This window comes from Brenneria sp. g21c3 (assembly GCF_040240345.1).
Taxonomy (GTDB): Bacteria; Pseudomonadota; Gammaproteobacteria; order Enterobacterales; family Enterobacteriaceae; genus Brenneria.
The window spans coordinates 55491-69691 of sequence record NZ_JBEIAB010000017.1 but is presented as its reverse complement, the minus strand read 5'-3'; the positions used below and the strand labels follow the sequence as shown (position 1 = coordinate 69691).

Genomic DNA, 14201 nt, shown 5'->3' with positions numbered 1-14201 from the left:
AACGCAGTATAAAAAACAGACTACTCCGGCAATATAGCCGTCTGAAACGAGAAAACCGTGAACCCATCCACGGTTTTTCGCCCGCAGGTTTTACACCGGCGGTAAATCAAACAGCAGGATCTCGCTCTCTTTGTCGGCATGAATCGACAGCCTGTCTTCATCCCAAACGGCGAAAGCATCGCTGATGCCCGCCTGATGACCGTTGACGGTCACACTGCCGCGCACGACCTGGATCCAGACCCTGCGTCCGGCCTGCACCGGATAAATCGACTGTTCCTGCGCTTGCAGCGCCCAGCGCCACAGCGTCATATCCTGAAAAACCTTGAGCGAACCGTCACGGGCATCCGGCGACAGCACCCGTTGACGCCCCTGCGGCATGTCAAAACGCTTTTGCTCATAACGCGGCGTCAGTCCGGCTTTTTCCGGAATAATCCAGATCTGATACAGATGCAGCAACTCATCGCGGCTGGCGTTGTATTCCGAATGGCGAATCCCCGTACCCGCGCTCATGATCTGAAACTCGCCGGCCTGAATCTGCGCCTTGTTGCCCATGCTGTCCTGATGCTCTACCGTGCCGTTCAGCACATAGGTCAGAATTTCCATATCTTTATGCGGGTGCGTGCCGAATCCTTGCCCGCCTTCAATCCGGTCTTCATTGATGACGCGCAACGCCGAGAAACCCATGAACTCCGGCTCGTAATAATCCGCAAACGAGAAGGTGTGCCAGCTATCAAGCCAGCCATGATTGGCATGTCCGCGCTGCTGCGCTTTACGTGAATAGATCATGTCAGCGTCTCCCGTATATTCGTTACGTAAAGTCTAACGGGTCGCCGGGAATAAGATAGCGTAAAAAATTTAACGTTCCGTTCAAAAAATTTCCGGGAGACATTGCTGGCGGGGTGAATCACAGGCAAAAAAAAGCCAGCACCCGAGCTGGCTAAAATAAATACTGGAAGCAATGTGAGCAATGTCGTGCCTTCGCGGTAAAACCGACATCGTGATGTGAATATCATCCACATAAGCATACTTATCGGCTCCCCCGGAACGCACTGCAATAATAATCATTATCATTCTCGTCTGTAAAGCATTTTTTATAAGAGGCTTTCGGATCATTCCCCTGAGCTCGTCGCGATGTGCGATTTTTCATGGCGCGCGCTTGCGTTGCGCCGACGGCGTTTTTATGCGCGGCAACGCGGCAAAACGCCGCTCCTGATATGCCCTGAGCGCTTTTTTTGCTAGACTCCCGCTCAATATTTGCAGGCGTGCTCCGTGGATGATGAAGAAGAAAAGACCGGTTCTCCAGGATGTTGCCGATCGGGTGGGCATTACTAAAATGACGGTGAGCCGTTATTTGCGTAATCCGGCTCAGGTTTCCGCGGCATTGCAGGAAAAGATAGCCATCGCGCTTGATGAGTTGGGCTACATCCCCAATCAGGCGCCCAATATGCTCGCCAGCGCCACCAGCCGGGCGATTGGCGTTCTGCTGCCGTCGTTGACCAATCAGGTGTTCGCGGAAGTGCTGCGCGGCATTGAACGCGTCACCGATGCTCACGGGTATCAAACCATGCTGGCTCACTACGGTTATCATCCCGAAAAGGAAGAGCAGCGGCTGATGTCGTTGTTGGCCTATAACATCGACGGTCTGATTCTGGCCGAGCGTTTTCATACCGATCGCACCCGGCAGATGATTGATGTCGCGGGTATTCCCGTGGTGGAACTGATGGATTCGGTTTCTCCCTGTCTGGATATGGCGGTGGGGTTCGATAATTTCGAGGCGGCCCGGCAAATGACCCTGCATATGGTTTCGCTGGGATACCGCCATGTCGTTTATCTGGGCGCGCGGCAGGATGAGCGTACCATCACAAAATGTCGCGGTTATGAGCAGGCCATGCGGGATCGCCAACTGGCGAGCCACAGCGTGATGAGCGATTTGCCCTCATCCTATTCGCTGGGCGGCGAATTGCTGCGGCAGGCGCAGACCGAGTATCCGCAGGTCGATAGCGTTTTTTGTACTAACGACGACCTGGCCGTCGGCGCGATGTTTGAGTGCCTGCGCCAGGGATTGCGCGTGCCGCAGGATATGGGGATCGTGGGCTTTCATGGTCACGACATCGGTCAGACGACGGTGCCGAAGCTGGCCAGCGTGCTGACTCCCCGCGAGCGCATGGGACAAATCGGCGCGGAACGCCTGCTGCAACGCTTGCGGGGCGAACATGTTGAACCCGCCATGGTCGATGTGGGATTCACGCTGCTGGATGGCGGCAGCATTTAACGGCGGCCCCGCCACGATGTCACGCCTGCCGACGGCCGCGCAGCGCCTCGACGCAGCGGTTGACCACCTCCTCCATACTGCCGTCGATGTCGACCGTCAGCACGTCGGGTTCGTCGACGCCCGGCTCTTCCAGCGCGTCAAACTGGCTTTTTAGCAGCTCGGTCGGCATGAAATGTCCCGCCCGGGCTGTGTGCCGCGCCAGGATAAGATCAAAGCCGCCTTTGAGATAGAGAAAGGTCATTCCTTCATTATCGCGGCGTAAGCGCTCGCGGTAGCGTTTCTTCAATGCCGAACAGACGATGATGCCGGTTTCGTTTTTGTGATACAGACTGTAGGCGGCGTCGTTCAGGCGTTCCAGCCAGGGCGCGCGGTCTTCATCATTCAACGGCGTACCGCCGGCCATTTTCTGAATATTGGCGCGCGGATGCAGATCGTCGCCGTCAATGAACTTCGCATGCAGCGCCTGGGCAAGCCTGACGCCTACCGATGATTTCCCACTACCTGAGACGCCCATAAGAATAATGCTCTGGCCTGGCATAATTTGATCTCCATCCCAAAATGTAAATTAAATGAAACATATCAGTATCCGATCTTAACATGTTACCGATATCATGTTACCGGTATCAAATGGCGCTGTGACCTATCTCACAAACAATCAATCCCCCTGTCGGGGGATTGAAAGGATAATAAACATGACAGAAATTACATCTGCTTATAGTGCCGGCGTGCTGTTGCTGATTGCGGTAGGCGCAGTGGCCTTGTTACTCGTGCTGATTATGCGTTTTAAAATCCATGCGTTCCTTTCGCTGGTACTCGTCAGCCTGGTGACCGCGCTGGTAACAAAAACGCCTTATGAAAATATCGTCCCTACGTTATTGAGCGGTTTCGGTAGTACGCTGGCGTCGGTCGCCTTGCTGGTCGGTCTGGGGGCGATGATTGGACGTTTGCTGGAGATCACCGGCGGCGCCAATGTGTTGGCCGATACGCTGATCGTTAAATTTGGCGAGCGTCGTGCGCCGTTTGCGCTGGGTATCGCCTCATTGTTGTTCGGTTTCCCCATCTTTTTCGATGCCGGCCTGATCGTTATGCTGCCGATCATCTTCAGCGTGGCGAAGCGTTTTGGCGGTTCAACCCTGAAGTACGCGTTGCCCGCCGCCGGGGCATTTGCGGTCATGCACGCGTTATTGCCGCCTCATCCGGGGCCGGTCGCCGCCAGCGAACTGCTTGGCGCCAATATCGGTCTGCTGGTGATCGTCGGTCTGATTATCGCCTTTCCAACCTGGTACCTGGGGAGCTATCTGTTTGGTCTGTGGGCGGGCAAGAAGTTTCATTTACCGCTGCCTTCCACCTTCCTGGAGGAGGTCAAAGCCGATGAGCAACATACGCCGCCCTCGTTTTTAGTGGTATTGAGCGTACTGTTGCTGCCGCTGGTATTAATCTTCCTGGATACCGGACTGAATACGCTGACGGTCATGGGGGTGATCACCGGCGACAGCGCGGTGGTGCAGTTCCTGCGGATGTTGGGGAAAACCCCGGTGGCGCTGCTGATCACCGTGCTGTTTTCACTGATCATGTTCAGCGGACAGCATAGCCGCAGGCACCTTGATAAAGCTTGTGAAGGGGCGCTGGGGCCGGTGTGTTCCATTATTCTGGTGACCGGCGCCGGCGGTATGTTCGGCGGCGTCTTGCGCGCCAGCGGTATCGGTACGGCGTTGGCCGATATGCTGGCTGATAACGGAATGCCGGTGATTGTCGCCGCGTTCGTGGTCTCCGCCGCGTTACGTATCGCCCAGGGGTCGGCCACCGTGGCGTTGACGACCACGGCGGCGCTGATGGCGCCGGCGGTGGCGGCGACCACCGGGCTAAGTCAGTTCGATCTGTGCTTTATCGTCATCGCCATCGCCGGCGGCGCGACGGTGCTGTCGCACGTGAACGACTCCGGATTCTGGCTGGTCGGGCGTTTCCTGGAAATGGATGAGAAAACCACGCTGAAAACCTGGACGGTGATGGAAACGCTGATCGGCACCATTGCCTTCCTGTTGGCCGCGCTAGGCAGTATTTTCCTCTGATGATCCGACGGCGTGGCGGTAAGGTATGCCGCCACGGCCGTTGTTTCACAGCCGCATATACGCCCGCACGCCGTCCAGGAACATCTGCGTCGACAGCATCACCAGAATCAACCCCATCAATTTTTCCAGCGCGTTGACCCCTTTCTCGCCTAACAAGCGTAAAAACAGATTCGACATCAACAGGATAACGAAGGAAACCGACCAGGCGATAAAGAGCGCCAGCGTCAGGTGCGGCAGTTGATCGGGATATTGGTGGGACAGCAGCATCAGCGTCGCCAGAATCGACGGGCCGGACACCAGCGGGATCGCCAGCGGCACCAGAAAGGGCTCTTCCCCGGCGGGCAGGCCGGTGCTGCCGCCTTCCCGCGAGGGAAAGATCATGCGGATGGCGATCAGGAACAGTATGATGCCGCCGGAGATCGAGACCGTTTCGGTGCGCAGATTAAGAAAGGCGAGGATCCGCTCGCCGGCGAAAAGAAAGATCAGCATCAGCCCCAGCGCGATAAGCATTTCCCGAATCAGCACCACGCGTCGGCGTTTAGGATCCAGGTGTTTCAGCACCGACATGAAAATAGGCAGATTGCCGAGCGGGTCCATAATTAACAGCAACAGCACGGTTGCCGAGATCATTTCCGTCATTTCAGCGTCTTGCTCCTGAGCGTCAAAGTGGTACATCATCCTGCATAAGAAACGATGATATTAGAATGGCTGCTGAAAAACGTCATATTATCGAATAAATTCACTTGCGACTTTATGTACATTTTGTATGGTGGAAAGTCGTTATACCCCTCATCTTTCAAGTTGCAGGTGTGTCGGCTGCCAATCACCCGCACTGAAGTCTGCGCGCGGAGTTCGCTCGCTTGCCGCCTGCCCGCAACGCCCAGAGGGTGGTGGGTCTACTCTCTTAATGTATTTGCTATCAATTACTACACTAAGACAGCAGTCAGGATTCTTTTTGTTACTCCCAAGGTAGGACAGTTACCATGAAAAATGTTGGTTTTGTTGGCTGGCGCGGTATGGTCGGCTCGGTTCTCATGCAGCGTATGGTCGAAGAACGCGACTTCGACGGGATCCGCCCGGTATTCTTTTCCACTTCTCAGCACGGTGAACCGGCGCCCACGTTGGGAGGCCAGCAAGGCGTATTACAGGACGCTTACAGCCTGGAAGCGCTGCGGGCGCTGGATATCATCGTCACCTGCCAGGGCGGCGATTATACCAATGAGGTCTATCCGAAGCTGCGGGCAAGCGGCTGGCAGGGCTATTGGATTGACGCCGCCTCTTCCCTGCGCATGCAGGATGACGCCATTATTATTCTTGATCCGGTCAACCATGATGTGATCAGGCAGGGGTTGGATAAAGGCATCAAAACCTTTGTCGGCGGCAACTGCACCGTCAGCCTGATGCTGATGTCGCTGGGCGGCTTGTTCGCCAACGATCTGGTGGACTGGGTTGCGGTTTCCACCTATCAGGCGGCTTCCGGCGGCGGCGCGCGTCATATGCGCGAACTGCTGGTGCAGATGGGCCTGTTGCATGGCGAAGTGGCGAAAGAACTTCAGGATCCCGCCTCAGCCATTCTGGATATCGAACGCAAAGTGACCGCATTGACCCGCAGCGGCACGTTGCCGACCGACAATTTCGGCGCGCCTTTGGCCGGCAGTCTGATTCCGTGGATCGACAAACAGCTGGATAACGGCCAGAGCCGCGAAGAGTGGAAAGGTCAGGCGGAAACCAACAAGATCCTCGGCACCCGCCGCGCGATCCCGGTTGACGGTCTGTGCGTTCGCGTCGGCGCGCTGCGCTGCCACAGCCAGTCCTTTACCATCAAGTTGAAAAAAGATGTGGCGGTGCCGGAGATTGAACAAATGCTGGCGACCCATAATGATTGGGTGAAAGTGGTGCCGAACGATCGCGAGATCACGATGCGCGAGCTGACGCCGGCGGCGGTGACCGGTACGTTGTCCACCCCGGTCGGCCGGTTGCGCAAACTGAATATGGGGCCGGAATATCTGTCCGCCTTTACGGTGGGCGACCAGTTGCTGTGGGGCGCCGCCGAACCGCTGCGTCGTATGCTGCGTATTCTGCTGTAATCCTTCCTGCGATTTGGCGCGGCGCTGTTCAGGCGCTGCGCCAGGCCGTATTTGCGTATATAATTTCCCGCAAACTTACCCTATTTTACTGCTCTGCGAGGCTGACGGTGCAAAGACTGACGATTTCAATGGATGATCAACTGGCGCAGAACTTTGACGAACTGATGCAGCGCAAAGGGTATGCCAATCGTTCCGAAGCGTTTCGCGATATGCTGCGCCGCGAGCTGGGCGAGATGACGCTGGCGACGGATAAAAACGGCGCGTGCGTGGCGGTACTGAGCTACGTCTACGATCATCACGAGCGCCAGCTTTCCAGTCGGTTGGCCGATATGCAGCATGATCATCACGATTTAACGGTCTCCACCATGCATACGCATCTGAGCCATGAAGAGTGCGTGGAAACCATTATTCTGCGCGGCACGGCGTCACAGGTTGAACGTTTTGCCGAGTCCGTGATGGCGCAAACCGGCGTCCGCCACGGACGGTTGAATCTTATTCCGTTGTGACGTCTTCAATCCCGCATCGCCGGCGCAGACGGCAAGTAAAACGCCAACCCCTTGCCGGCTGAAGTTAAGCCAGATCAAGAAAGTATGATTTTTTTTATAAAGTTCATACTCTGCGGTTAAATCAGCCAATCCTATCTGTTATAAGTCGAACATAAAAAAATCGATAACAGGACAACCCCGCGTGAGCCAACTCCTTGTCGACGATGAAAATCGCGAGCTATTGCATGACGTGCAGCGCTACTGGACGACCCGGGCCGCCGGCTACAGTCAACTGAACGCCGCCGAATTAGCCAATGCCAAGCGCGCCGCCTGGCTGAAGAAAATCAACGAATACGCCCCGGACAAACCGGTATTGAAGGTGCTGGATATCGGCAGCGGGCCGGGGTTCTTTGCCGTCGCGCTGGCGCTGGCGGGGCATCAGGTAACGGCGGTCGATATCACGCAGGCGATGCTGGATCAGGCGCGCGGCAACGCGGCGCGCTACGGCGCCGAGATAAACTTAGTGTTATCGGATGTGCATTCATTGCCGTTTGCGGATAACCGCTTCGACCTGATTGTGACGCGCAATGTGACCTGGAACCTGGACGATCCGCAGTGCGCCTATGCCGAGTGGCATCGGGTGCTGGCCGCCGGCGGGCGGTTGATTAACTTTGATGCCAACTGGTATCTGCAACTGTTTGATGAACAAAGTCATCTTGGCTATCTGCAAGACCGGGCCAACGCCCGCTATCTGGGGCTGGACGATCACTACGTCGATACCGATACCGCGGCGATGGAAAACATTGCCCGCCAACTGCCGCTCAGCCGTGAACGCCGTCCGCAGTGGGATACGCAGGCGCTGCTGAAATGCGGCTATCGCAAGATCGCGCTGGACACCCGCGTTGGCGATGAACTGTGGGATGAGACGGAAAAGGTGAATTACGCGTCGACGCCGATGTTTTTGATCTGTGCGGAAAAGTAGCCGGCGGGGAACGAGATGCCGAATCGCAACATTATGCTGGCTCGACGGTTCTTCCGCGCTGTCGCGGCGATCGGCCTGACCCTGATCGCACTGGCGGCGTCGAATGGATTCGCCGCGGAAAGCGGGGCCGATCGTTCGATGTTGCATTACGCCAGCACCAAAGATATCCGCGACATTAACCCTCACCTCTATAGCGGCGAGATGGCCGCGCAGAACATGGTGTTTGAACCGCTGGTGGTGAATAGCGAACAGGGCGTGCGGCCGTGGTTGGCGCGGCGCTGGGAGGTCTCGCCGGACGGTAAACGTTATACTTTTCATCTGCGTCGCGACGTGACCTTCAGCGATGGCGAACCCTTTAATGCGCTGGCGGTGAAACTGAACATGGAGGCGGTACTGGCGAATTATCAGCGCCATGCCTGGCTGGAGCTGGTTCGCCAGATCGATAACGTCGAGGTCGTGGATGATTATACCGTCGCTCTTCAACTGAAAAATCCCTATTACCCCACGCTGGTGGAGCTGGGCTTAACCCGGCCTTTTCGCTTTATCTCGCCGAAAAATTTTATCAACGGTCAAACCCGACATGGCGTCAGCGCTTATGCCGGCACCGGCCCCTGGCTGCTGACGGCGCATGTGAAAAACCAGTATGCGGTGTTTGACGCCAATCCGCGTTATTGGGGAACGCCGCCGCGGCTTCATCGCGTGGTATGGAACGTGATCCCCGATGGTCAAAGCCTGTTGCTGGCGCTGGAGAAAGGCGATATTCAGCTTATTTTCGGCGCGGATGGCGACATGACGGACGGCGACAGCTTTGCGGCGTTGCAGGCAATGAATAAGTTTCATACCGCGATTAGCGAGCCGGCGGCCTCGCGGGCGCTGGTTCTGAACAGCAGCCGGCCGATTACCGCCGATCGCCAGGTACGGCTTGCCTTGCAGTATGCGGTGGACAAGCAGGCGATCGCGGAAGGGGTGATGGCGGGCAGCGAGAGCGTGGCGGAAACGCTGCTGGCCCGTAACGTGCCTTATGCCGACATCGCCGATCTGCCGGTCTACCGCTATGACCCGCGCAAAGCCAAAGCGCTGCTGGACGAGGCGGGATGGCGGCAACCCGCGGGGAGGGCAATCCGTGAAAAACAGGGCCAACCGTTGCGGCTGGTGTTCTCTTACAACACCAATAATGCCGGGGAAAAGCTAATCGCCGAAGTGATACAAAGCGATTTCCGCCAGGTGGGGGTTGAGGTTTCCTTGATCGGCGAAGAGAAACAGGCTTATCTGGACAGGCAAAAGTCCGGCGATTTCGACCTGCAATATTCGCTGTCCTGGGGCAAACCTTACGATCCGCAGTCCTATGTTTCTTCGTTTCGCCTGCCGTCGCATGCCGATTACCAGGGGCAAAAAGGGTTGCCGGACAAAGCTGAGTTGGATGCGCTGATTGGCCAGGTGCTGATTGCCGCGGATGAGGCGCAGCGCCGGGCGCTGTACCGGCGGATATTTATGATGCTGGCGCGGGAAGCGGTCTATATTCCTTTGACCTATGCCCGCGCCAAAGCCGTCTTCAGCCCTCATCTGCAAGGCGTGACGTTTAATCCTTCGCAGTATGAGATCCCTTTTGAAAAGATGTACTGGCGTTAAGCGGCGGGAGAACGGATGACGCGCTATTTCTTCCGCCGGCTGTTGTCGACGATCCCGCTGCTCCTGGCGATATCCTGGATTGCCTTTGCGCTGATCCAGCTTTCTCCTTCCGATCCCGCCGAGGTGGCGCTGCGCGTCAATATGGTGGAGCCGACGGATGAGGCGGTTGCGGCGATGCGCCATGAGCTGGGGCTGGATCAGCCATTCTGGCGGCAATACTTTTCCTGGTTGCAACGTTGTCTGCATCTGGATTTCGGCGCCTCGTTCGTCACCGGAACCAGCGTATGGCGGGAACTGATGACGGCGTTGCCCGCCACGTTGCGGCTGGCCGCCGGCGCGCTGGGCATGATTCTGCTGTTTTCGCTGTCGTTCGCCCTGCTGTGCGTGGCTACCCGCGGCCGCTGGCCGGACAAACTGCTGCGTACTCTGCTTTTCCTGCTTACCGCGATGCCGAACTACTGGGTTGGCCTGCTGCTGATTTGGCTGCTGTCAGTCAAACTGAATTGGTTGCCCGTCGGCGGCATGCAGGCGTCGGGGGCGCTGATATTACCCGCATTAACGCTGGCGCTGGGCTATCTCGGCACCTATGTCCGCCTGTTGCGCAGCAATATGCTGGGGCAGCTTAACCAGCCTTATGTCGCCTATGCCCGGGCCAGGGGATTAACCGAATGGCGGATCCTCTGGCGGCATGTGCTGATTAACGCGCTCTATTCGCCGCTGGTGGCGCTTGGCATGAGTATTCCCAAACTGATTGCCGGTACGCTGATTATCGAAAACGTTTTTGCCTGGCCCGGACTGGGACGGCTGTGCGTGACGGCGATCTTTAACCGCGATTATCCGATCATTCAGGCGTATATCTTGCTGATGGCGCTGCTGTTTGTGGCGGCGAACTTTATCATCGATCTACTGCAAATGCGGATTGATCCGCGTTTGCGGCGCGGTATCGCCGGATGAGCCGCGCGTTCTGGCTGCGTTGCAGGCAGGATCGGCTGGCGCTGACGTGCCTGTGTTTTCTGACGCTGCTGCTGCTGGCGGGATTGTTGGCGCCCTGGATCGCCCCGCACGATCCCCTGCTGGTTTCGTGGCGCGATAAATATCACGCCCCCGGCCCGCTTTATCCGCTGGGCGCCGATCATCTGGGACGCTGTCTGCTTTCTCGTCTGCTATATGGTATCCGCAGCACGGTATGGGTATCGCTATCGGCGATGGCGGTCGCCCTGGCGTGCGGCATGTTGATCGGCATGCTGGCGGGTTACTTCCGCGGGCGTATCGACGCCGTCTTGATGCGAATGTGCGATGTCATGCTGTCGTTTCCCGGCGAAGTGATGATTTTTGCTCTGGTCGGGATCCTGGGGCCGGGGCTGGGCAATATCATACTGGCGGTGCTGTTGGTGAAATGGGCCTGGTATGCCCGGATGATCCGCGGCATCGTGCTGCAATACAGCGACCGGCGCTATATTCATTACGCCAGGCTGATCGGCGGCACATCCCGTTATATCATCCTGCGGCATCTGCTGCCGGTAACCGCCGCGGAAACGGCGGTGCTGGCGACCACCGATACGGGGGCGGTGATCCTGCTGTTATCGGCGCTCTCTTTTATCGGACTGGGCGTACAGCCGCCCACGCCGGAGTGGGGCGCGATGCTGGGCGAGGCGAAAAACGTGATGATGATACACCCGGAGCAGATGTTGCCCGCCGGGATCGCCATCGTGCTGGCGGCGGCGGCCTTTAACTATCTGGGCGATTTTCTGCGCGATGTGCTGGACGGAGAGGATAAAAACTAAAGCGTCTTATCGCCGCTCACCGGTTCGTTGCCGCTGGGGATATTTATCTCTCGGCTTTAAGCCTGAGATTATTGCGCTGGTCCCGCTATCGCCTTTTTCTTTAACAAGAAAGGCAGAAACAACATGATATACGGGGCGATCAGCCAGACAAAACACCAGGCGCGAGAATACCCGGCGTAATTGATGCATCGGGTATTGCTGGAGATGACGGGCAAAAAGAAGATCAGGAAAATAAGGATCGCATAATCGCTACGATACGGGATCCACAGATAAAACAAAAACCAGCACAGCTGGAACGATAGAATACAGAAGTATTGCAGCTTACTGTCTCATCCATAACAGTCAAATGCTTTTACATATCCTCTTGTTATCGTTTTTATAAAAAAATTAATCATAAAACAGGCTCATAAAAATCATGTTGATAATTATAGTTAATATTATTGGAGCGACAAAGTATATGTAGGTTATAGCGGGAGTATGCCATTTTACATGCCCGAAGTGATGATAAAACCGATTCAGAAAAACAAACGCGCTGAATAATAAGATATTTACCACCGATTGCGTAGTAATAAAGAACAACAGCGACGGTCGCGTTTTTTTCAGCATAATAGTCACCACGAAAACCCTGATGCCTGATAATACAAATCAGGCATCGTTGATAAAGCGGTGAAGGATAGCCTAAGCATGATATCGCTAAGCCGCCTGACGCCGATCGTTGAGTAACTTTTTGGGCGAAATAAACGGCACGCGCACCTCGACGCGGGTAAAGCGCTCGGCCTCGCAGACGACGGTGATGCCGAAATGCGTACCGTAGCGGGCCTTGATGCGACGGTCCACCAGGTTCATCCCCAGACCATCTCCGCCGCTGGGCGGTTGATACATGCCGGCGTTGTCTTCCACCGTCAGCTCCAGCGTATTGGCGTGCAGGCGCCCGCTGATATGAATATGACCGACGTCGAACATCTGTGAAATGCCGTGTTTGATGGCGTTTTCCACAATGGGTTGCAGAGAAAAGGCCGGCAGCCGCGCCTCCAACAGCGAGTCCGGCAGCGTGATGTCCACCGTCAGGTGATCGGCGAAACGCGCTTTCTCTATTTCCAGATAAGCGTTCACATGTTCCATTTCGTCGCTGAGCGATACCTCGTCATTGCTGCGCTTCAGGTTTTTACGGAAAAAGGTCGACAGCGACAGCACCAGCTGACGGGCGTGGTCAGGATTGCGGCGTATCACGGCGGATAGGGTATTGAGCGCATTAAACAGAAAGTGCGGGTTAACCTGCGCATGCAGCAGCTTGATTTCCGACTGCGCCAGCAGTTGTTTCTGCCGTTCGAAGCGTCCGGCCAGAATCTGGGCGGAAAGCAAATGGGCAATCCCTTCTCCCAGCGTGCGGTTGATGCTGGAAAACAGCTTGTTCTTGGGTTCGTACAGCTTAATGGTGCCGATGACGCGCTGCTCTTCGCCGCGCAACGGGATCACCAGCGTCGATCCCAGTTTGCAGTTCGGTGAAATGGAGCAGGTGTAAGGCATTTCATTACCGTCGGCGTAGACCACCTGATTCTTCTCGATCGCCCGATGGGTGTGGCGCGAGGTGATGGGGGAATCTACGGTATGGTGGTCGTCGCCCAAGCCGATAAACGCCAGCAATTTTTCACGATCGGTAATGGCGACGGCCCCGACCCCCAGTTCTTCATAGAGGATGCGGGCGACGCGCATGCTGTTATGCTGATTGAAACCCTGTCGCAACGTGCCTTCGGCGCGGGCGGCGATTTTCAGCGCCTTGGCGGAAAAGGCCGAGGTGTACTTCTCAAAAATGGCGCGTCTGTCGAGCAGAATGCGCATGAACATCGCCGAGCCGACGGTATTGGTGATCATCATCGGCAGGGCGATGTCTCTCACCAGCGCTATCGCGTTATCAAACGGCCGGGCGACCAGCAGGATAATGACCATTTGCAGGATTTCCGCCACCAGCGCGGTTAAACCGACCACCAGAGGCCGAAACAGCAGATCGATACGGTTGCGCCGTGTCAGATAGCTGTGCAGCAAGCCGCCCAGCAGACCTTCGGCGATGGTCGACAGCATACAGGCCAGCGCCGTCATGCCCCCCATCGAATAACGATGAAGTCCGCCGGTGAGCCCGACCAGAAAACCGATCGACGGGCCGCCCAGCATACCGCCCAATACGGCGCCGGTGGCGCGGGTATTGGCAATGGAATCATCAATATGCAGGCCGAAATAGGTACCCATGATGCAAAACATGGAAAAAACCAGATAACACACCAGCTTATGGGGTAAGCGGATGGTGACCTGCATCAGCGGTATAAATAAAGGCGTCTTGCTTAACAGATAGGCGATCACCAGATAAACGCACATCTGTTGCAGTAAGGAAAGAATCAAATCGACCTGATTGACCATGGAGAATCACTCTCAGTAATGTTCGCGCCAACGGATTATACCCTTCATTTTTCAAGTTGCAGCGTTCTTGCGCTTCGCTCCGGCGGGCGTATTTTTTATTATCTTTATCATTTAGTTGGAATAGTATTTGCTGATTAATGATTTTTAGTATATCTGGCGCCTCTCTGAGACGAATTAATCCTGTGCAATTCATGCTAAATGTCCGCGGACATAACTTATTTGTATAAATATAAACAGAAAAATTAGGCATCGTCTCAGATATTCTCTGGTTATTTGGCTAAGCTAAATAGGTAATCATTGATGAGTGAATTATTTCACTCTGCGAATTATTTTATTATGAGCATTTTTATTGCTTATTATTTTTAATTCATTGTTTTTATTTGATTTTATTCAAAATGCCATCAGGGGGGATATAACCGCATCATAATGGCTTGTTTCTGTAACATATTTATTTAATTCAAATGGTTAATCAGAGGATGAA

At 55.5% G+C, this 14201-nt stretch carries 12 protein-coding genes; 8 read left to right on the top strand and 4 right to left on the bottom strand.

Going from position 1 to position 14201, the window contains the following annotated elements:
- Nucleotides 1-90: 90 nt before the first annotated feature.
- Entirely contained in the window at nucleotides 91-786 is a 696-nt protein-coding gene (locus ABRZ28_RS19715; RefSeq protein WP_319605771.1) for a pirin family protein, read from the bottom strand.
- Nucleotides 787-1276: 490 nt separating this feature from the next.
- On the opposite strand from ABRZ28_RS19715, the gene gntR reads away from it, so the two are divergent.
- Entirely contained in the window at nucleotides 1277-2272 is a 996-nt protein-coding gene (gene gntR, locus ABRZ28_RS19710; RefSeq protein WP_330521264.1) for a gluconate operon transcriptional repressor GntR, read from the top strand.
- A 19-nt stretch (nucleotides 2273-2291) separates the two neighbouring features.
- Here the strand turns inward: gntR and ABRZ28_RS19705 are convergent, their stop codons facing one another.
- The gene (locus ABRZ28_RS19705) at nucleotides 2292-2810 is read right to left on the bottom strand and encodes a gluconokinase (protein WP_319605772.1); all 519 of its coding nucleotides are present in this window, start codon (nucleotides 2808-2810) and stop codon (nucleotides 2292-2294) included.
- A gap of 154 nt (nucleotides 2811-2964) precedes the next feature.
- Between ABRZ28_RS19705 and ABRZ28_RS19700 the strand changes: the two genes are divergently transcribed.
- Nucleotides 2965-4341, top strand: a complete 1377-nt coding sequence (locus tag ABRZ28_RS19700) for a GntP family permease (protein ID WP_330521246.1) — start codon at nucleotides 2965-2967, stop codon at nucleotides 4339-4341.
- Nucleotides 4342-4386: 45 nt separating this feature from the next.
- Here the strand turns inward: ABRZ28_RS19700 and ABRZ28_RS19695 are convergent, their stop codons facing one another.
- Nucleotides 4387-4980, bottom strand: a complete 594-nt coding sequence (locus ABRZ28_RS19695) for a YhgN family NAAT transporter (protein ID WP_319605774.1) — start codon at nucleotides 4978-4980, stop codon at nucleotides 4387-4389.
- A 344-nt stretch (nucleotides 4981-5324) separates the two neighbouring features.
- Between ABRZ28_RS19695 and asd the strand changes: the two genes are divergently transcribed.
- The 6 genes from asd (at nucleotide 5325) to opp1C (ending at nucleotide 11308) form a co-directional block, all read left to right on the top strand.
- Nucleotides 5325-6428 carry an aspartate-semialdehyde dehydrogenase gene (asd, locus tag ABRZ28_RS19690; RefSeq protein WP_319605775.1) on the top strand — a complete coding sequence of 368 codons (1104 nt, stop codon included), beginning with the start codon at nucleotides 5325-5327 and terminating at the stop codon, nucleotides 6426-6428.
- A gap of 107 nt (nucleotides 6429-6535) precedes the next feature.
- Nucleotides 6536-6934 (top strand): nickel-responsive transcriptional regulator NikR, encoded by a 399-nt coding sequence (gene nikR / locus ABRZ28_RS19685; protein ID WP_319605776.1) that lies wholly within the window; start codon nucleotides 6536-6538, stop codon nucleotides 6932-6934.
- Between the two features lie 181 nt (nucleotides 6935-7115).
- The gene (locus ABRZ28_RS19680) at nucleotides 7116-7895 is read left to right on the top strand and encodes a class I SAM-dependent methyltransferase (protein WP_330521245.1); all 780 of its coding nucleotides are present in this window, start codon (nucleotides 7116-7118) and stop codon (nucleotides 7893-7895) included.
- Between the two features lie 15 nt (nucleotides 7896-7910).
- Nucleotides 7911-9524, top strand: coding sequence for a nickel ABC transporter substrate-binding protein (gene nikA / locus ABRZ28_RS19675; RefSeq protein WP_330521244.1), 1614 nt, complete (start codon nucleotides 7911-7913; stop codon nucleotides 9522-9524).
- A 15-nt stretch (nucleotides 9525-9539) separates the two neighbouring features.
- On the top strand, nucleotides 9540-10478 hold the full coding sequence (gene opp1B / locus ABRZ28_RS19670; protein WP_330521243.1) for a nickel/cobalt ABC transporter permease: 939 nt from the start codon (nucleotides 9540-9542) through the stop codon (nucleotides 10476-10478).
- Nucleotides 10475-11308, top strand: coding sequence for a nickel/cobalt ABC transporter permease (gene opp1C / locus ABRZ28_RS19665; protein ID WP_330521242.1), 834 nt, complete (start codon nucleotides 10475-10477; stop codon nucleotides 11306-11308). The genes opp1B and opp1C overlap by 4 nt, the downstream gene beginning before the upstream one ends.
- Before the next feature lie 693 nt (nucleotides 11309-12001).
- Here opp1C and ABRZ28_RS19660 read toward each other — a convergent pair.
- Nucleotides 12002-13720 (bottom strand): LytS/YhcK type 5TM receptor domain-containing protein, encoded by a 1719-nt coding sequence (locus tag ABRZ28_RS19660; protein ID WP_319605781.1) that lies wholly within the window; start codon nucleotides 13718-13720, stop codon nucleotides 12002-12004.
- Between the last annotated feature and the right edge of the window lie 481 nt (nucleotides 13721-14201).

Excerpts from the sequence above, each read along its gene's own strand:
- ABRZ28_RS19705 (WP_319605772.1), bottom strand. The coding sequence starts at position 2,810 with ATGCCAGGCCAGAGCATTATTCTTATGGGCGTCTCAGGTAGTGGGAAA.
- opp1B (WP_330521243.1), top strand. The coding sequence starts at position 9,540 with ATGACGCGCTATTTCTTCCGCCGGCTGTTGTCGACGATCCCGCTGCTC.
- ABRZ28_RS19695 (WP_319605774.1), bottom strand. The coding sequence starts at position 4,980 with ATGACGGAAATGATCTCGGCAACCGTGCTGTTGCTGTTAATTATGGAC.
- ABRZ28_RS19660 (WP_319605781.1), bottom strand. The coding sequence starts at position 13,720 with ATGGTCAATCAGGTCGATTTGATTCTTTCCTTACTGCAACAGATGTGC.
- ABRZ28_RS19715 (WP_319605771.1), bottom strand. The coding sequence starts at position 786 with ATGATCTATTCACGTAAAGCGCAGCAGCGCGGACATGCCAATCATGGC.
- nikA (WP_330521244.1), top strand. The coding sequence starts at position 7,911 with ATGCCGAATCGCAACATTATGCTGGCTCGACGGTTCTTCCGCGCTGTC.
- opp1C (WP_330521242.1), top strand. The coding sequence starts at position 10,475 with ATGAGCCGCGCGTTCTGGCTGCGTTGCAGGCAGGATCGGCTGGCGCTG.
- gntR (WP_330521264.1), top strand. The coding sequence starts at position 1,277 with ATGAAGAAGAAAAGACCGGTTCTCCAGGATGTTGCCGATCGGGTGGGC.
- asd (WP_319605775.1), top strand. The coding sequence starts at position 5,325 with ATGAAAAATGTTGGTTTTGTTGGCTGGCGCGGTATGGTCGGCTCGGTT.
- ABRZ28_RS19700 (WP_330521246.1), top strand. The coding sequence starts at position 2,965 with ATGACAGAAATTACATCTGCTTATAGTGCCGGCGTGCTGTTGCTGATT.